The 16,353-nt window shown below is 70.0% G+C and carries 10 protein-coding genes; 7 read left to right on the forward strand and 3 right to left on the reverse strand.

Annotated elements, in window-relative coordinates; translation table 11 throughout:
* The first annotated feature begins 25 nt into the window (after window positions 1-25).
* The 3 genes from D0T12_RS07775 (at window position 26) to D0T12_RS07785 (ending at window position 8,722) form a co-directional block, all read left to right on the forward strand.
* Window positions 26-1,981: an acetoacetate--CoA ligase gene (locus D0T12_RS07775; protein ID WP_117398753.1), complete on the forward strand. Its 1,956-nt coding sequence runs from the start codon at window positions 26-28 to the stop codon at window positions 1,979-1,981.
* A gap of 248 nt (window positions 1,982-2,229) precedes the next feature.
* The gene (locus D0T12_RS07780; RefSeq protein ID WP_117398754.1) at window positions 2,230-3,600 is read left to right on the forward strand and encodes a serine/threonine-protein kinase; all 1,371 of its coding nucleotides are present in this window, start codon (window positions 2,230-2,232) and stop codon (window positions 3,598-3,600) included.
* Window positions 3,601-3,886: 286 nt separating this feature from the next.
* A complete protein-coding gene (locus tag D0T12_RS07785) occupies window positions 3,887-8,722 on the forward strand; it encodes an NAD-glutamate dehydrogenase (RefSeq protein ID WP_117398755.1) in 4,836 nt (1,611 codons plus the stop codon).
* 428 nt (window positions 8,723-9,150) lie between these two features.
* Here D0T12_RS07785 and D0T12_RS07790 read toward each other — a convergent pair whose 3' ends face one another.
* On the reverse strand, window positions 9,151-10,149 hold the full coding sequence (locus D0T12_RS07790; protein WP_117398756.1) for a hypothetical protein: 999 nt from the start codon (window positions 10,147-10,149) through the stop codon (window positions 9,151-9,153).
* A 109-nt stretch (window positions 10,150-10,258) separates the two neighbouring features.
* Window positions 10,259-11,374 carry a peptide chain release factor 2 gene (gene prfB, locus D0T12_RS07795; RefSeq protein ID WP_117398757.1) on the reverse strand — a complete coding sequence of 372 codons (1,116 nt, stop codon included), beginning with the start codon at window positions 11,372-11,374 and terminating at the stop codon, window positions 10,259-10,261.
* Window positions 11,375-11,591: 217 nt separating this feature from the next.
* On the opposite strand from prfB, the gene D0T12_RS07800 reads away from it, so the two are divergent.
* Entirely contained in the window at window positions 11,592-12,638 is a 1,047-nt protein-coding gene (locus tag D0T12_RS07800; RefSeq protein WP_117398758.1) for a hypothetical protein, read from the forward strand.
* 27 nt (window positions 12,639-12,665) lie between these two features.
* Here D0T12_RS07800 and D0T12_RS07805 read toward each other — a convergent pair whose 3' ends face one another.
* Window positions 12,666-12,851 (reverse strand): hypothetical protein, encoded by a 186-nt coding sequence (locus D0T12_RS07805; protein ID WP_117398759.1) that lies wholly within the window; start codon window positions 12,849-12,851, stop codon window positions 12,666-12,668.
* A 402-nt stretch (window positions 12,852-13,253) separates the two neighbouring features.
* Between D0T12_RS07805 and ftsE the strand changes: the two genes are divergently transcribed.
* From ftsE to D0T12_RS07820, 3 genes are all read left to right on the forward strand, one after another.
* Entirely contained in the window at window positions 13,254-13,943 is a 690-nt protein-coding gene (gene ftsE / locus D0T12_RS07810) for a cell division ATP-binding protein FtsE (protein WP_117398760.1), read from the forward strand.
* Window positions 13,944-14,128: 185 nt separating this feature from the next.
* On the forward strand, window positions 14,129-15,034 hold the full coding sequence (ftsX, locus tag D0T12_RS07815; protein ID WP_117398761.1) for a permease-like cell division protein FtsX: 906 nt from the start codon (window positions 14,129-14,131) through the stop codon (window positions 15,032-15,034).
* Window positions 15,035-15,103: 69 nt separating this feature from the next.
* On the forward strand, window positions 15,104-16,327 hold the full coding sequence (locus D0T12_RS07820; protein ID WP_117398762.1) for a S41 family peptidase: 1,224 nt from the start codon (window positions 15,104-15,106) through the stop codon (window positions 16,325-16,327).
* Window positions 16,328-16,353: the final 26 nt, after the last annotated feature.

The raw sequence follows: 16,353 nt of genomic DNA on the forward strand, positions 1-16,353 counted from the left end.
CGGAGCGTGGCGTGGAGGGAGAGAGATGGCCGGTGTCTCCGAGGGGTCGAAGCTGTGGGAGCCGTCGCCGGAGGTCATCGCGAACGCGCGGGTGACCCGCTTCACGCAGTGGCTCCGGGACCGGCACGGCGTCAAAACCGAGTCCTACGACGACCTGTGGCGCTGGTCGGTCACCGAGGTCGACGCGTTCTGGGACGCGATCTGGTCGTACTTCGGGGTCGTCGGCGAGCGCGGGGACGGTCCCGTCCGCGCCGGCGGGCCCATGCCGGTGGACGGGCTGACCTGGTTCCCCGGCGCCACCCTCAACTACGCGGCGAACGCGCTGCGGCGGGCCGCGGACGCCCCCGACGAGACGGCGGTGACCTTCCGGTCGGAGGCCGGCGGGCATCGCGTGCTGTCGTACCGGGAACTGGCCCTGCACGTCGCCGAGGTCCGCGCCGGACTCGCCGACCTGGGCGTGGGCAAGGGCGACCGGGTCGCCGCCTACATCCCGAACATCCCCGAGGCGCTCATCTGCTTCCTGGCCACGGCGTCGCTGGGCGCGATCTGGTCGTCGTGCTCCCCGGACTTCGGCTCCTCCTCGGTGGTCGACCGGTTCGCGCAGATCGAACCGAAGGTCCTGATCGCCGTGGACGGCTACGCCTACAACGGCAGGCGGTTCGACCGGCGGGACGCCGTCCGCGAGATCGAGGCCGCGCTGCCGGGCCTCGCCGCGACCGTCCTGATCCCATATCTGGACCCGGCCGCGACCCCCGACGGCCTGCGCGCCGGCATCCACTACGGTGACCTGCCCCGTCCCGGACGCGGCGCTCTTGAGTTCGAGGCCGTCCCGTTCGACCATCCGCTGTGGGTGGTCTACTCGTCCGGGACGACCGGGCTGCCGAAACCGATCGTCCACGGCCATGGCGGGGTCGTGCTGGAGCACCTCAAGGCCCTGTCGTTCCACCAGGACCTCGGCCGCGGCGACGTGTTCTTCTGGTACACCACCACCGGCTGGATGATGTGGAACTACCTCGTCGGCGGCCTGCTGGTGGGTTCCACGATCGTCATGTACGACGGCGCCCCCCTTGACCTGTGGTCGCTCGTCGCCGACAGCGGCGTCACCTATATGGGCGTCGGCGCGCCCTACATCATGGCGTCCGCCAAGGACGGGCGGCGGCCGGGCGAGGAGCACGACCTGTCGGGGCTGCGCGGCATCGGCTCCACCGGTTCGCCGCTGCCGCCCGAAGGGTTCGCCTGGGTGTACGAGGCGGTCGGCCGGGACCTGCTGCTGGGCTCCTTCTCCGGCGGCACCGACCTGTGCACCGGGTTCGTCGGCCCGTCGCCGCTGCTACCGCTGCGCGCCGGCGTCATCCAGTGCCGCGGGCTCGGCGCGAAGGTGGAGGCGTACGGCGACGACGGTCGACCGGTCGTGGACGAGGTCGGCGAGCTGGTCATCACCGAGCCGATGCCGTCCATGCCCGTGTACTTCTGGAAAGACGAAGACGGCGAACGGTACCGCGACTCCTACTTCGGCATGTACCCGGGCGTGTGGCGGCACGGCGACTGGGTGAAGATCCTCCCGGACGGCGGCTGCGTCATCTACGGGCGCTCCGACTCCACGCTGAACCGCGGCGGCGTCCGCATGGGGACGTCCGACTTCTACCGGGTCGTGGAGGCGTTCGAGGAGATCGCCGACAGCCTCGTCATCGACACCGGACGTCTCGGGCAGGAAGGCCGACTGCTCCTCTACGTGCAGCTCGCCGAGGGCGCCTCCCTCACCGAGGACCTGGTCGCCGAGCTGCGGCGGCGGATCCGGTCGGCGCTGTCGCCGCGGCACGTCCCCGACGAGATCCACGCCGTGCCGGGCATCCCGCGCACGCTGTCGGGCAAGAAACTGGAGGTCCCCGTCCGCAAGATCCTTCAGGGCACACCGGTCGACCAGGCCGCCAACCGCGATTCCATGGCGAATCCGGAGGTCCTCGACCACTTCACGCCGTAGCGGACGTGCGCTCGAACATTCCGTTTCGCTTGTGTGACACCGTGCTCGTCGCTGTCGCCGGAAGAATGGCACGGGCATTAGGGTGGTGGACGGCCAAACGTGTCCGATCGGGTGCGGCGGGTCAGAACGCGCCGTATGGTCGCATGTCCGGGTGAACTTCATCTGGTGCCCGCGCGTCACACTGTCAGAGGGGTGATCCGGGCCTGTGGCGGGCCCCGCGGTCGAAATCAGAGGGGACGGTTGCACGCATGGAGGTTGGGGCGCTGCGGCCCGGGGACCCGGACCGGCTGGGATCGTACGCCCTGACCGGACGGGTGGGCGAAGGCGGCCAGGGCACCGTTTTCCTCGGCGAGGACGAGAACGGTCGTCAGGTCGCGGTCAAGCTGCTGCACGCGGAGTTGACGTCCGACGACAAGGCCCGCGCCCGGTTCCTGCGGGAACTCGCGGTCGCCAAACAGGTCGCGCCGTTCTGCACGGCCCAGGTCATCGACGCGGACGCCGACGGCGAACGCCCCTACATCGTCAGCGAATACGTGCCGGGACCGTCCCTGAACCAGCAGGTCCTGGACGGCGGCCCGCTCGACGGCGCCGCGCTCGACCGGCTCGCGGTCGGCACCGCGACGGCCCTCGCGGCGATCCACCAGGCCGACGTCGTGCACCGCGACTTCAAACCGCACAACGTGCTGATCGGCCCGGACGGCCCCCGTGTCATCGACTTCGGAGTGGCACGTGCCATCAGCGGCAGCACCACGCTGACCAGCCGGGTCATCGGCACCCCCTCGTACATGGCGCCCGAGCAGATCAGCGGCGACGAGGTCGGCACACCGGCCGACGTGTTCTGCTGGGCGGCGACGATCGTGTACGCGGCCACCGGCGAGCCGCCGTTCGGCCAGGACACCATCCCCGCCGTCATCAACCGGATCCTGCACGAGGAGCCCGAACTCGGCGGCCTCGAAGGGCCGCTGCGCGACCTGGTGCTCGACTGCCTGGAGAAGGACCCGGCGCGGCGGCCGAGCGCGCGGCAGGTGCTGATGCGGCTGCTCGGTCACGAGGAGACCTCGCGGACGGGAACGCCCGCCGCCGTCGTCCGCCCCTCCGGTGAGACCGACGAGACCGCGATGCTCGCCGCGGGATCGTTCCGCGCCGCGGCGGAGGTCGGCGACGAGACGATGCCCCGCGACCTCGCCGCCGTGCGGGAGACCCGCGGGCTCGACCGGCGGCCGCGGCGCGCGCTCGCCGGTTCGAGCCGGTCCGCCCTGCTGGCCGGGGCCGCCGCGCTGTTCGTGGCGATCGTGGTGGCCTCGTCCGTCCTCGCGCTCAGCTCCAACGACAAGGGCAAGGCGGGGCAGACGGTCGGCGACCCCACCGGGCAGCCCGCGTCGGTCGACATCGTTCCGAGCACGTCGGCGCCCACGAGTTCCGAACCCGTCGAGCGGACAACCCCCACCCGGACCTACCGGCCGCCGCCGTCGAGCTGGACGCCGACCATGAGCCCGTCGGAGACCCCGACCGACAGCGGCAGCCCGCCACCGACCAGCGCGCCCCCCACCACGGCGACGCCCACGACGCCGACGTCGACGCCCTCGACGCCCACCCCGCCGGTCGAGGAACCCAAATAGCGTGGGCGGATCCACAGGGGTCCGGTCCACGAGGCGGGAACGGCGGTGGGGCCGCGTTCCGGCCACCGCCGCGCGTGCCGAGCGGCATCGGCCGCACGGGGTTCGGCGAACGTCGTGAACGGCGTCGTGCGAGCTGACAGGGTTGCTCGCATGGTGGCCCCGAGGGTGGGCAAAGCCACGTTGACGTTGCGGCTGTGCGGGTCGGCTTTGGGGCGTTTTTCTGGCAACCTGGCGCAGTGAGCGGTCGCCACAACGGGGTGGCGAAAGGTCTCTAGGGGAGTTGTCGATGAGCGGCATGCTCGATCAGGCGAAGGACGACCTGCTCCGGCGGGCGGCCGAGACGTGCGCGCAGCGTCCGGGGTCGCGCGGCGGGGACGTGGAGGAGACGTTCGCCTACCTTCGGTTGTACTACCGGCACGTCGCCCGCGAGGACCTCCTCGCCAGGGACCCCGCCGACATCTGCGGGCCCGCGATGGCGCACCGCGCCCTCGGCGAGGAACGGCCCCAGGGACGCGCGAAGGTACGCGTCTTCACGCCGACCCTTGAGGAGTACGGCTGGGACCCGGGGCACACGGTCGTCCAGGTCGTCACCGACGACATGCCGTACCTGGTCGACTCGGTGACGATGGAGCTGACCCGGCACCAGCTCACCACCCACCTGATCGTCCATCCGCTGCTCGGCGTGGACCGCGACGTGGCGGGTCACCTCAAGGCGTTCCGCGGCAAGCTCGACAGCGACGGCGACGTCGACGAGTCGTGGATGCACATCGAGGTGGACCGTACCAGCGACCGGGCCGTCCTGGACGAGCTGGAGAAAGACCTGCTGCGCGTCCTCCAGGACGTCCGGGTCGCCGTCGAGGACGAGCCGAAGATGCGGGCCCGCGCCGGTGAGATCGCCACCGCCATCCAGGAGGCCGCGCCGCCACTGTCCGGCAAGGAGCTCGCCGAGGGCGTCGAGCTGCTCGACTGGCTCGCCGACGGCCACTTCACCTTCCTCGGCTACCGCGACTACACGCTCACCGAGGGCGGGACCGTGCTGCGCCCCGAACCGGGCACGGGTCTCGGCATCCTCCGCAGCGACAAGCGCGAGTCCGACAGCTTCGCCGCGCTGCCGCCGGAGGTCCGCGAGAAGGCGACCGAGAAGCGCCTGCTGGTGGTGACCAAGGCGAACTCGCGTTCCACCGTCCACCGGCCCTGGTACCTCGACTACATCGGGGTGAAGAAGTTCGACCGGTCCGGCGAGGTCATCGGCGAGCGCCGCTTCCTCGGCCTGTTCACCCACGTGGCCTACAGCGAGTCGATCGCGCACATCCCCGTCCTCAAGCGCAAGCTGGAGGAGGTGCTGGAACTCGCCGGGTTCACGGCCGACAGCTACGACGGCCAGGACCTCATCGAGATCATGGAGGGCTACCCGCGCGACGAGCTGTTCCAGATCTCCGTCGACGACCTGCTGAAGATCGCGTTGGGCGTGCTGCGGCTGCGCGAGCGCCGCCAGCTCAAGCTGTTCCTGCGCAAGGACATCTACGGCCGCTACATGTCCTGCATGGTGTACCTGCCACGCGACCGGTACACCACCAAGATCCGGCTGCGCATCCAGGACCTGCTGAAAGAGGCGTTCGAAGGCGTCAGCGTCGACTACCGCGCGAACGTGTCGGAGTCGCTGCTGGCGCGGCTGCACGTCGTGGTCCGCGGCGAGCGCGGCCGTCCGCTGCCCGACGTGGACGTCGCGGACCTGGAGGGACGCCTCGCCGCAGCCATCCGCTCCTGGGAGGACGACCTCGCCGAGGCGATCGTCGAACAGTGCGGCGAGGAACGCGCCGGGACGCTCGGACGCCGCTACGGCGACGCGTTCCCCGAGGCCTACAAGGCCGACTTCCCCGCCCGCACCGCCGTGGCCGACCTGCGCCGCCTCGACGAGCTCGGCGGCGACGACGACACGTCCATCAACCTGTACGAACCGTACAGCGCCGAACCCGGCGAACGCCGCCTGAAGATCTACCGGCTGGGCGAGCCGATCTCGCTGTCGCGGATGCTGCCGCTGCTCCAGAACATGGGCGTCGAAGTGGTCGACGAACGCCCCTACGAGATCAACACCTCCAACGGGCAACGGTTCTGGATCTACGACCTCGGTCTGCGGTACGCGCCGCCCGCCGACGTTCCCGAGGAGGCCGTGAAGGGCCTCTTCCAGGATGCCTTCACCCGGCTGTGGCGCGGCGAGATCGAGAACGACGGGTTCAACGCGCTCGTCCTGCACGTCGGGCTGAACTGGTGGCAGGCGATGCTGCTGCGCGCCTACGCCATGTACCTGCGGCAGATCGGCACCACGTTCTCCAAGCGTTACGTCGAACAGGTGCTGCTGCGCAACGCGTCCATCACCCGGCTGATCGTCCGGCTGTGGGAGAGCCGCCTCGACCCGACCCTCCAGGGCGGCGAGGAGGAACGCAGCGCCGGGATCACCGAGGAGATCCAGGGCGGGCTGGACGAGGTCGCCAGCCTCGACGAGGACCGCATCCTGCGCGCCTACCTGGCGCTCGTCCAGGCGACCCTGCGCACCAACCACTACCAGGGCAAGCCGTACCTGGCGATGAAGTTCGACCCGCAGGCCATCCCCGACCTGCCCGAGCCGCGCCCCGTGTACGAGATCTTCGTGTACTCGCCGCGGGTCGAGGGCGTCCACCTGCGGTTCGGTTCGGTGGCGCGCGGCGGGCTGCGCTGGTCCGACCGCCGCGAGGACTTCCGCACCGAGATCCTCGGCCTCGTCAAGGCGCAGGCGGTGAAGAACACCGTGATCGTCCCGGCGGGCGCGAAGGGCGGCTTCGTCGGTAAACAACTGCCCGACCCGTCCGTCGACCGGGAGGCGTGGCAGAAGGCCGGGATCGCCTGCTACAAGGACTTCATCTCCGGCCTGCTCGACCTCACCGACAACCTCGTGGACGGCAAGGTCGTCCCGCCGTCGAACGTCGTCCGCCACGACGGCGACGACACCTACCTGGTCGTCGCCGCCGACAAGGGCACCGCCACGTTCTCCGACCTCGCCAACGGCGTCGCCGCCGAGTACGGCTTCTGGCTCGGCGACGCGTTCGCGTCCGGCGGGTCCGTCGGCTACGACCACAAGGGCATGGGCATCACCGCCCGCGGCGCCTGGGAATCGGTCAAGTACCACTTCCGCTCACTCGGCACGGACGTCCAGAACGAGGACTTCACCGTCGTCGGCATCGGCGACATGTCCGGGGACGTCTTCGGCAACGGCATGCTCCTCTCCGAGCACATCCGGCTCGTCGCCGCGTTCGACCACCGGCACATCTTCATCGACCCCGACCCTGACCCGGCGACCTCGTTCGCCGAACGCCGCCGCCTGTTCGACCTGCCGCGCAGCAGCTGGGCCGACTACGACACCTCGCTGATCTCCAAGGGCGGCGGCGTGTTCCCCCGCACCGCCAAGTCGATCGCGCTGACCCCGCAGACGCGGGCCGCGCTCGGCATCGAGGACGGCGTCGCGGCCCTCACCCCGTACGAGCTGATCAAGGCCGCCCTCAAGGCACCGGTCGACCTGCTGTGGAACGGCGGCATCGGCACCTATGTCAAGTCGTCCATGGAGAACAACGCCGACGTCGGCGACAAGGCCAACGACCCCGTCCGGGTCAACGGCGCCGACCTGCGCTGCCGCGTCGTCGGCGAGGGCGGCAACCTCGGCGTCACCCAGCTCGGCCGCATCGAGTACGCCCGCACCGGCGGACTCATCAACACCGACTTCATCGACAACTCCGCCGGGGTCGACACCTCCGACCACGAGGTCAACATCAAGATCCTGCTCGACCAGGTCGTCCGGGACGGCGAACTCACCGGCAAACAACGCGACAACCTGCTGTACGAGATGACCGACGAGGTCGGCCGGCTCGTCCTGCGCGACAACTACGCGCAGAACGTGGTGCTCGCCGCGGGCCGCGCGCAGGCCCCCGCGATGCTGCACATCCACGGCCGCTACCTGCGCAAACTCGAACGCGACGGTCGTCTCCAGCGGCGCCTGGAGTTCCTTCCCGACGACAAGGCCCTCGCCGAACGGCGCCAGTCCGGACTGGGGCTCACCAGCCCCGAGTTCTCCGTCCTGCTCGCCTACTCCAAACTCGCCCTCGACCACGACCTCGTCGCGTCCGACCTGGCCGACGACCCGTACCTGGCGTCCTGGCTGGTCGACTACTTCCCGACGCCGCTGCGCGAACGGTTCCGCCCCTACATGGACCGGCACCCGCTGCGCCGCGAGATCATCACCACGGCCGTCGTGAACGACCTCGTCAACGCGAGCGGCTCCACGTTCGTGTTCCGGATGAACGAGGAGACCGGCGCGTCCTCGTCCGACATCGCCCGCGCCTACCTCGTCGTCCGCGACGTGTTCGACATGCCCCGGTTCTGGCGGTCGGTGGAGGCCCTGGCCCACCAGGTCGACGAGTCCACACAGATCGCGATGCTGCTGGAGGCGCGCAAGCTCACCGAACGCGGCGCCCGCTGGCTCCTCCACAACCGGCGGCCCCCGTTCGACATCCGCGAGACCATCGACTTCTTCGCCGGAAGCGCCGCCACACTGAAGACCCAACTGTCGAAACTCCTCGTCGGCCTGGATCTCGCCGCGTTCGAGCAACGCCGGGACGGCTTCGCGCACCGCGGCGTCCCGGACGAACTGGCGGAACTGTGCGCCACGTTCGTCCCCGCGTTCTCCACCTTCGACCTGGTCGGCATCGCGCACGAGACCGGCCGCCCGGTGGAGGAGGTCGCCGAGGTCTACTTCGATCTCGCCGACCGCCTGCAACTGTCCCGCCTGCGGGAACGCATCATCGCGCTGCCCCGCGACGACAAATGGCGCTCGATGGCCCGCTCCGCGCTCCGCGACGACCTGTACACCGCCCACGCCGCCCTCACCCGGGACGTCCTCGTCATCAGCGAACCCGGCCGCCAGCCGGAGGAGCGCCTGGTCCACTGGGCGGAGAAGAACAAGCCCGCCGTCCAACGCGCCCAGCAGACCCTCAGCGAGATCTGGGAGAGCGACAGCTTCGACCTGGCGACCCTGTCGGTGGCCCTGGGCGCCATCCGCACCCTGGTGACCGCCAGCTCACTCCCGGCGCAGTAACCCCCAGGGGGGCGACCCCCTGGAACCCCCGTTGCGAGCAGGTCGATCCTCACGCCACGGTGCGGGTCTTTGTGACCGTGCGGGTTGTGGCGTGGCGCTGCGGTCGACCTGCTCGTCGGTTCGCGCGGCCTCCGGCGCCGGGGCGCCTCCGGCCGCGCGAACCGTGACCCGGGCTAATGACCCCCAGGGGGGCGACCCCCTGGAACCCCCGTTGCGAGCAGGTCGATCCTCACGCCACGGTGCGGGTCTTTGTGACCGTGCGGGTTGTGGCGTGGCGCTGCGGTCGACCTGCTCGGCGGTTCGCGCGGCCTCCGGCGCCGGGGCGCCTCCGGCCGCGCGAACCGTGACCCGGGCTGGGGGTTTGTCCAGGTGTGGAGGTCGTGACTCGGTCACGTTCGTGGGGTGCGGATCGTGTTGGTCGGGGGTTGTCAGGAGCCGTGGGCCGTTACTGCTTTGCGGTAGATGCCGGTTACCGAGGCGCGGCCCTTGGGCGGGACGGCGGCCAGGTACTGGACGAGGACGGTCGTGTCCATGCGGGTTCGGGCGACCTTGGCGGGGGCCAGGCCGATGAGGTCGCCGCCCACGGTCAGTACGCCCGGCTTGGTGGCGGAGTACGCCTCGTGCTGTTTCAGCACGTACCAGACGACGGCGCCGCGGTCCTTGGTACGCAGCGCGTACACCGAGTAGCGGGCCGTGGTGAAGCGGGACGACAGCGTGACACCTCGTCCGGCGAGGGTTTTCTCGCCCCGTTTCAGGGCCTTGTACGTTTCGGTGGTCTGAAGCCCGTCCGCTAGCACGGATGCTCCGGAGGCGCCCGGCCCGCTGGTGAGGAGCGCGGCGTGAGCCTCGGGGACCTTTCGTGGCGCGACGGCGAGGCCCTTCGTGGTCTCCGGCTGGACGGGTGTGGCGAAGCCGTTCGGATCGAGCGCGACACGGCTGAGCGTGTCGTCCGCCGCGTAGGGGTCGACGGCCAGCAGCCACGGCGCGCCCGGCTTCTCCCGGGTGAACAGCATGGCGTGTCGCGTCATGTGCTTACCCCTGCCGGCGACGGCGCCCACCGCGAACCAGTGCGGGTAGGCGCGCAGGCGCGGGATGTAGAACGCCGTGTTCGTGAACTGCAACTTCGGCGGTCGCCGCTTGATGATGCGGCGGAGCCGGAGGGACGCGTCGTCCATGGACAGTTGGGGTTCTGTTTCGACCGTTCGCAGGGCCCTGCCGTCGAAGCGGCGGCCCGCCCGGTTCGCCGTGTCGGCGTAGGACGTGAGCACCTGCTGGGCCTCGGCCTTGGTGAGCGCCGGTCTCGCCGGCTTTCCGGCCGGGTGTTCCGCTCCCGCGGACGTTGTGGCGCCCGAACACGCGGCGCTCAGCGCGGCGGAGAGCAGGCAGAACGTGGACAGCGAGGCGACGGCGACGGTGCGTGCGGGCATAGCGAGGCCCCCCGAGGTGGCGACAGCGATCTGGACCGCACGCCATCTTCGCAGAGTGACGACATGGTCACTCTATGAACACGAAACCTCGCCGGGGAAATTCGCCGGGTCAGGCGGTCTCCTGCTCCTGGCGCCGCATCCAGCGGATCTCCGCCTCGATGAACTCGTCGAGGTCGCCGTCCAGGACGGCGGTGGGGTTGCCGACCTCCACACCGGTCCGCAGGTCCTTCACGACCTGGTACGGGTGCAGCACGTAGTTGCGGATCTGCGTGCCCCAGCTGCTGGTGCCCTCGCCCCGCAGCGCGGACATCTTCTCCGCCTCTTCCTGGCGCTTGCGCTCCAGCAGCTTCGCCTGGAGCACGTTCATCGCCGTGGCGCGGTTCTGGATCTGGCTCCGCTCGTTCTGGCAGGACACGACGATCCCGGTGGGGAGGTGGGTGATCCGCACCGCCGAGTCGGTGGTGTTGACGCCCTGCCCGCCCGGACCGGACGACCGGTACACGTCGATGCGCAGGTCGCCCTCGTCGATGTCGACGTGGTCGCTCTGCTCCACCACCGGGACGACGTCCAGCCCCGCGAAGGAGGTCTGGCGGCGGCCCTGGTTGTCGAACGGGGAGATCCGGACGAGCCGGTGCGTGCCGTGCTCGCCGCGCAGCGTCCCGTACGCGTAGGGGACCTTCACCGTGAACGTCGTCGACTTGATGCCCGCCTCTTCGGCGTAGGACGTCTCGTAGATCTCGGTCGGGTAGTTGTGCCGCTCGGCCCAGCGCAGGTACATGCGCTGGAGCTGCTGGGCCCAGTCGGCGGCGTCGACCCCGCCGGCCTGCGCGTTGATGGTGACGAGCGCCTCCCGCTCGTCGTACTCGCCCGACATGAGCGTGCGGACCTCGAGTTGCTGGATCGCCTTGTGGAGCGCCGCCAGCTCTCCGTCGACCTCGGCGCGCGTGTCGGCGTCGTCCATCTCCTGGGCGAGCTCGTACAGCGTCGCGGTGTCGTCCAGCCGCTGCCGCAGGCCCTCGACCTTGCCCATCTCGCTCTCCAGGTGCGAGAGGCGGCGCGTCACCGCCTGCGCGCGCTCCTGGTCGTTCCACAGGTCAGGGTCGGCCGACTGCTCGCGCAGCTCGGCGATGTCGCGCCGCATGGCGTCGAGGTCCAGCACCTGCTCGATGCCGGTGAGAGCCGAGCCGAGCTCCTTGAGCTGCTCTTCGGGTTCGATGCCTGCCACGCCTTCGAGCTTATCGCCGTCCCGGCACTGCTCACCGCCGTCCGGGCCGCCGCGACTCTCCGCACGCGCCCGAACACATGTGCTAACTTGACTCTTGCTCGGTCGGGACGGCGGGATTTCAGGCCGTGCCGGGCCGATGGTCGCGGCTGAGCCCGCGAGGGTCGCATTCCCATGCTTCAGCCAGGGACGGACGGGAGTCGTGCACAGGGTCTCGCGGATGGCCGTTGCCGGGCTGTTGCTCGCCCTCGTTTCGGTGCTCGCGGGCTGCGCGACGGGCGGGACGAAGGCGCGTCCCACGGTCGCCACGCTGACGATGTCGCCCCCGGAGCCGCGGCCGGTGGCGCTGACCCCGCAGGTCGCCGAGCGCGCCTTCCGCACCTATGTCACCGACGAGGACGTGGCCCGCGCCGCGGGCGACGAGCGGCTCGCGCTGACCTGGACGTCGGACGGGCAGTCGCAGCTCACCGCGGCCGAGTTCCGCAAGGCCGCCTACGACGGTGACCCGGTGCGGCGCTTCGTCTACGGCGAGCCGAAACTGTACGTGCCGAAACTGAAGGACGCCGCCTACCCGCAGTGGTTCATGGTGTCGGTCGACCGTTCCGTCCTGGGCAGGTCGAAGAGCAAGCGCCGGGCGTTGATGGGGTTCATCCTGCGCGGCCCGTCCGACCACTGGAAACTGGCGATCGCGTCGCTGCTCCAGCCGAAGGCCGCGGAGCCGAAGGTCGTGACGGACAAGGACGGCTACGCCACCCCGCTGGGCAGCGACGACACATCGGTACTGATCCGTCCCCGGGACGTCGGCGGCATCCAGGCGACGATCGCGGCGGAGGGCGGACGCAGCATCGCCGCGAAGGTGATGCGGTCCGGCGACGTCACCACCGGCTACTACCGTGCGGCCAGGCGCGCCAAGAAGCAGGCGAAGGAAAAGGACCTCACGCTCCAGATCGTCTACACGGCGACGCCGTTCCCCTACTTCGGGGTGCGCACGGAACACGGCGGCGGACTCATCATCTACTCGCTGTTCCGCAACACCTCACTCGTCGCCGAGGACCCGAAGACGCCGAAGCCGGAGATCCCGGAGGAGGCGGAGCATCTACTCGACGGCACCGTCGAGGGCAACAAGGTCGACACAGCGTCGACCCTGCACTTCGTGGCCTACGACCCGCCACGGGTCGAGGACGGGAAGACACAGCCGAAGGCGCGCGTGATCGGTGACGACGGAGCGATCACGGACGCCAACACCCCGCCGCTGAAGAAGCCCTAGCGGCCCGGGGCGGCGGCCGATCGTGGCCTATCCGTAGACGCCCTGCAGCACGAGCGCGGCGAACAGCAGCGCGACCAGCGCCGCCAGGACGAGCGCGGGCGGAACCGAGACCCCGTGCCGGTGCAGCTCGGACCGGGCGGCCCGGCAGGTGGGGCAGCGCCCGTCCACCACCGGGTTCGAGCACCGAGCACAGATCAGATGTTCACAGCTCATGTCGTGGCCCCAATCTCCGAGAACGGCACGTGGCCCCCAGGCGGGGAAGCGTGGGGAAACGTCGACCTGTCTGGTGTCTGTCGACCTAATAGGTATCTTTCGCCATCATCCAGCGTAGCCGGACTGTATGGTCGTTCCGGCAAGTCCGGGAGCTTGACGGTACGAAACGGCCGGACGTCGGGAGACGGTTCGCATGGTATCGATCGAGCGATGTGCGGCCCCGGACGCCCGTGCCACGTCGAGTGGGACGAGACAGTTGACTCTCCCCTCTACACTGCTCGAAGGCTTCGCGCCCCACCTGGTCGCGAAACCGGGCGGCGGACCGGAGGCCGCGGACGAGGAGTCCGCGACCGCGGGTCGGGCCGCTCCCCAACCCCTAGACTGAACCGCCGTGATGCAGCCGTGATCCATTTCGACAACGTCACCAAGGTCTACCCGAGCCAGAACCGCCCCGCCCTGGCCCATGTGAACGTCGCCATCGAGAAGGGCGAGTTCCTGTTCCTGGTGGGGCCGTCGGGCTCCGGCAAGTCGACCTTCCTGCGCCTCATCCTGAAGGAGGAGCGTCCTTCCCAGGGTCACGTGCACGTGGCGGGCAAGGACCTGAGCAGGCTGAGCAACTGGAAGGTGCCGCACCTGCGCCGCAGGATCGGCTGCGTCTTCCAGGACTTCCGCCTCCTCCCCAACAAGAACGTCTTCGAGAACGTCGCGTTCGCCCTCGAGGTGATCGGCAAGCCGCGGCGCTTCATCGGCAAGGTCGTCCCCGAGGTCATCGACCTCGTCGGCCTGGAGGGCAAGGCCCACCGGATGCCGGACGAGCTGTCCGGCGGCGAGCAGCAGCGCGTCGCGATCGCGCGGGCGTTCGTCAACCGGCCGATGATCCTGCTGGCGGACGAGCCGACGGGGAACATCGACCCCGCGACCTCGATCGGCATCATGAAGGTGCTGGACCGTATCAACCGGACCGGCACCACCGTCGTCATGGCCACCCACGACGCCGCGATCGTCGACGCGTTCCGCAAACGCGTCGTCGAACTGGAGGACGGACGGGTCGTCCGCGACCAGTCCCGCGGCGTGTACGGGCAGGCCTACTGATCATGACACCGGCCGTGGCATCGTCCTCGGCACATCCATCTGAACCATCGATTCCCGCCGAGGCGTACAACTCCCGTACGGCCCACCTGTACGACCCCCGGTAGGAACCGCCCCGCACCGGGCCGCGTTCCGCGCGGAACAACCCCGGCCTCCGGCGGAACCCAGGCGATCAAGGACAGCGAGGCATGCGCGTACAGTTCGTTCTCCAGGAGATCTGGATCGGTCTCCGCCGGAACATGACGATGACGATCTCCCTCATCCTCACCGTCGCCATCGCCATGGCGCTCTTCGGTACCGGGCTGCTCCTGCGGGAACAGGTCCGGGCGTCCAAGAGCTTCTGGTACGACAAGATCGAGGTCTCGATCTTCCTGTGCGCCAAGACGAGTTCCAACGACGCCTGCCAGAAGCGGGACATCACCGAGCAGGAACGCCAGACGCTCAAGGCGCAGCTCGACAAGATGCCGCAGGTGTCGAACGTCGAGTACGAGAGCAAGCAGCAGGCGTACACCCGGTTCAAGGACAACTTCTCCGGTGCGCCCGGCTTCGTGGAGAGCACCCGTGAGGGCGACATCCCCGACTCCTTCCGGGTGAAGCTGAAGAATCCCGAGGAGTACAAGGCGGTCGCGCAGGCGATGCTCGGGCAACCCGGCGTCGACACCGTCATCAACGAGCAGGAGATCCTGAAACGCTTCTTCCGGATCCTGAACGGTCTCCAGGTGGCGGCGTTGACGATCGCGCTGATCCAGGTGATCGCGGCGGTGATGCTCGTCGGCAACACGGTCCGGCTGTCGGCGTTCAACCGGCGCCGTGAGACGGGCATCATGCGGCTGGTCGGCGCGTCCAACACCTATATCCAGATGCCGTTCATCCTGGAGGGCGCGATCGCGGGCCTGATCGGCGGTCTGTTCGCGTCCATCCTGCTGATATTCAGCAAGAAACTCCTCGTCGACCGGCTCGCGGGTGACGTCCAACTCGTCAGCCAGCTCGGCTGGAGCACGGTGATGCTCGTCATCATCGTGTCGATCTGTTTCGGTGTCCTGCTGTGCGCCGTCGCGTCCTTCCTGACGCTGCGCAGATACCTGAGAATCTGACGGCCGACCGGATCCGGCGGAAGGTGTGAGCGCCGGATCCGGTGGGGCCCGCCGCCCTACACTTGCCGCATGCTCCGGTCCTCCCTCCCGCGCGGAGACGACCCCCGGCGGACCTCCCGCGACCGGGGGCCCGGTCGGCTGCTGCGCGGCGCCGCCATCGCCACGGCGATCATCTGCGCGTACGGGGCGGGCCTGGTGAGCGGCTCGGGCTCGCAGCGGCACTCCGCCGCCGCGCAGGGGTCCGTCCTCGACGAGGCCGCCGCGAAGATCAACAGCAGGACGGCGCGGCCGGTCGACCGCGGCGACCTCGACCGCGCCGCCATCGAGGGCATGCTGCGCGGCCTCGACGACAGGTGGGCGCGCTACTACTCCGCCCGCGAGTACGACGACGTCGAAGGGCGCCTGACCGGCGAGTACAGCGGCGTCGGCCTGTGGCTCGGCGGCGCCGAGGAGGACGGCGCGCGGGTGCTGGTCGCCAGCGTCCAGCCCGGCACCGCCGCCGCGCGTGCCGGTGTGCTCGCCGGAGACGTCGTCACCGCCGTCGGGAAGGTGTCCGTGGACGGCTGGAACGTCGAACGGGTCGCGAAGGCGCTTCGAGGACACCCGGAGCGACCCGTCGAACTAACCGTCGAACGCGACCGTCGAACAAGACGGTTCCAACTCGTCCGCACACCGGTCCCCGCAGGAGACGTCACCGTGACCGACCTCCCCGAACAGGCCCGGATGATCCGCGTCGGCGCCTTCACCCGCGGGACGGGACGGCGGGTCCGCGCCGCCGTCACCGGGCGAGAACAGTCGCGGCGCCCCCCGAGCGGTGTCCTGCTCGACCTGCGCGGCAACCCGGGCGGGCTGCTGGACGAGGCCGTCGAGACGGCGTCGGCGTTCCTGCCCGGCGGGCCCGTCGTGACGTACGAGCCGCGCGGAAGGCCCGTCCAGAAACGCGCGGTCACCAGGCCCGGCGACGGAACGACGCCGCTCGTCGTGCTCGTCGACGCGGGCACCGCCAGCGCCGCCGAGATCGTCGCGGGGTCCCTGCGCGACCGCGACCGTGCCGTGATCATAGGATCGCGTACGTACGGGAAGGGGTCCGTGCAGGAGCCCGTTCATCTCTCCGACGGGTCGGTGGTCGAGCTGACCGTCGGTCGCTACCGCACCCCCGGCGGCCGTAACCTCGACGGGGTCGGGATCGAACCCGACGTGGCGGTCTCCGCCGACCGTCCCCCCGAGGAGGCCGAGCGGCGCGCCCGGACGGTGCTGCGCGGCCTGCACGCGACGCTCCCGGACGAAGACTGAGACCGCCTGGCGAGGGACTCCGGACA

Origin of the sequence: Actinomadura spongiicola, from assembly GCF_003432485.1 — a bacterium.
GTDB classification, from domain to species: domain Bacteria; phylum Actinomycetota; class Actinomycetes; order Streptosporangiales; family Streptosporangiaceae; genus Spirillospora; species Spirillospora spongiicola.

Excerpts from the sequence above, each read along its gene's own strand:
- D0T12_RS07775 (WP_117398753.1), top strand. The coding sequence starts at position 26 with ATGGCCGGTGTCTCCGAGGGGTCGAAGCTGTGGGAGCCGTCGCCGGAG.
- D0T12_RS07780 (WP_117398754.1), top strand. The coding sequence starts at position 2,230 with ATGGAGGTTGGGGCGCTGCGGCCCGGGGACCCGGACCGGCTGGGATCG.
- D0T12_RS07785 (WP_117398755.1), top strand. The coding sequence starts at position 3,887 with ATGAGCGGCATGCTCGATCAGGCGAAGGACGACCTGCTCCGGCGGGCG.
- D0T12_RS07790 (WP_117398756.1), bottom strand. The coding sequence starts at position 10,149 with ATGCCCGCACGCACCGTCGCCGTCGCCTCGCTGTCCACGTTCTGCCTG.
- D0T12_RS07800 (WP_117398758.1), top strand. The coding sequence starts at position 11,592 with ATGGCCGTTGCCGGGCTGTTGCTCGCCCTCGTTTCGGTGCTCGCGGGC.
- D0T12_RS07805 (WP_117398759.1), bottom strand. The coding sequence starts at position 12,851 with ATGAGCTGTGAACATCTGATCTGTGCTCGGTGCTCGAACCCGGTGGTG.
- ftsX (WP_117398761.1), top strand. The coding sequence starts at position 14,129 with ATGCGCGTACAGTTCGTTCTCCAGGAGATCTGGATCGGTCTCCGCCGG.
- D0T12_RS07820 (WP_117398762.1), top strand. The coding sequence starts at position 15,104 with ATGCTCCGGTCCTCCCTCCCGCGCGGAGACGACCCCCGGCGGACCTCC.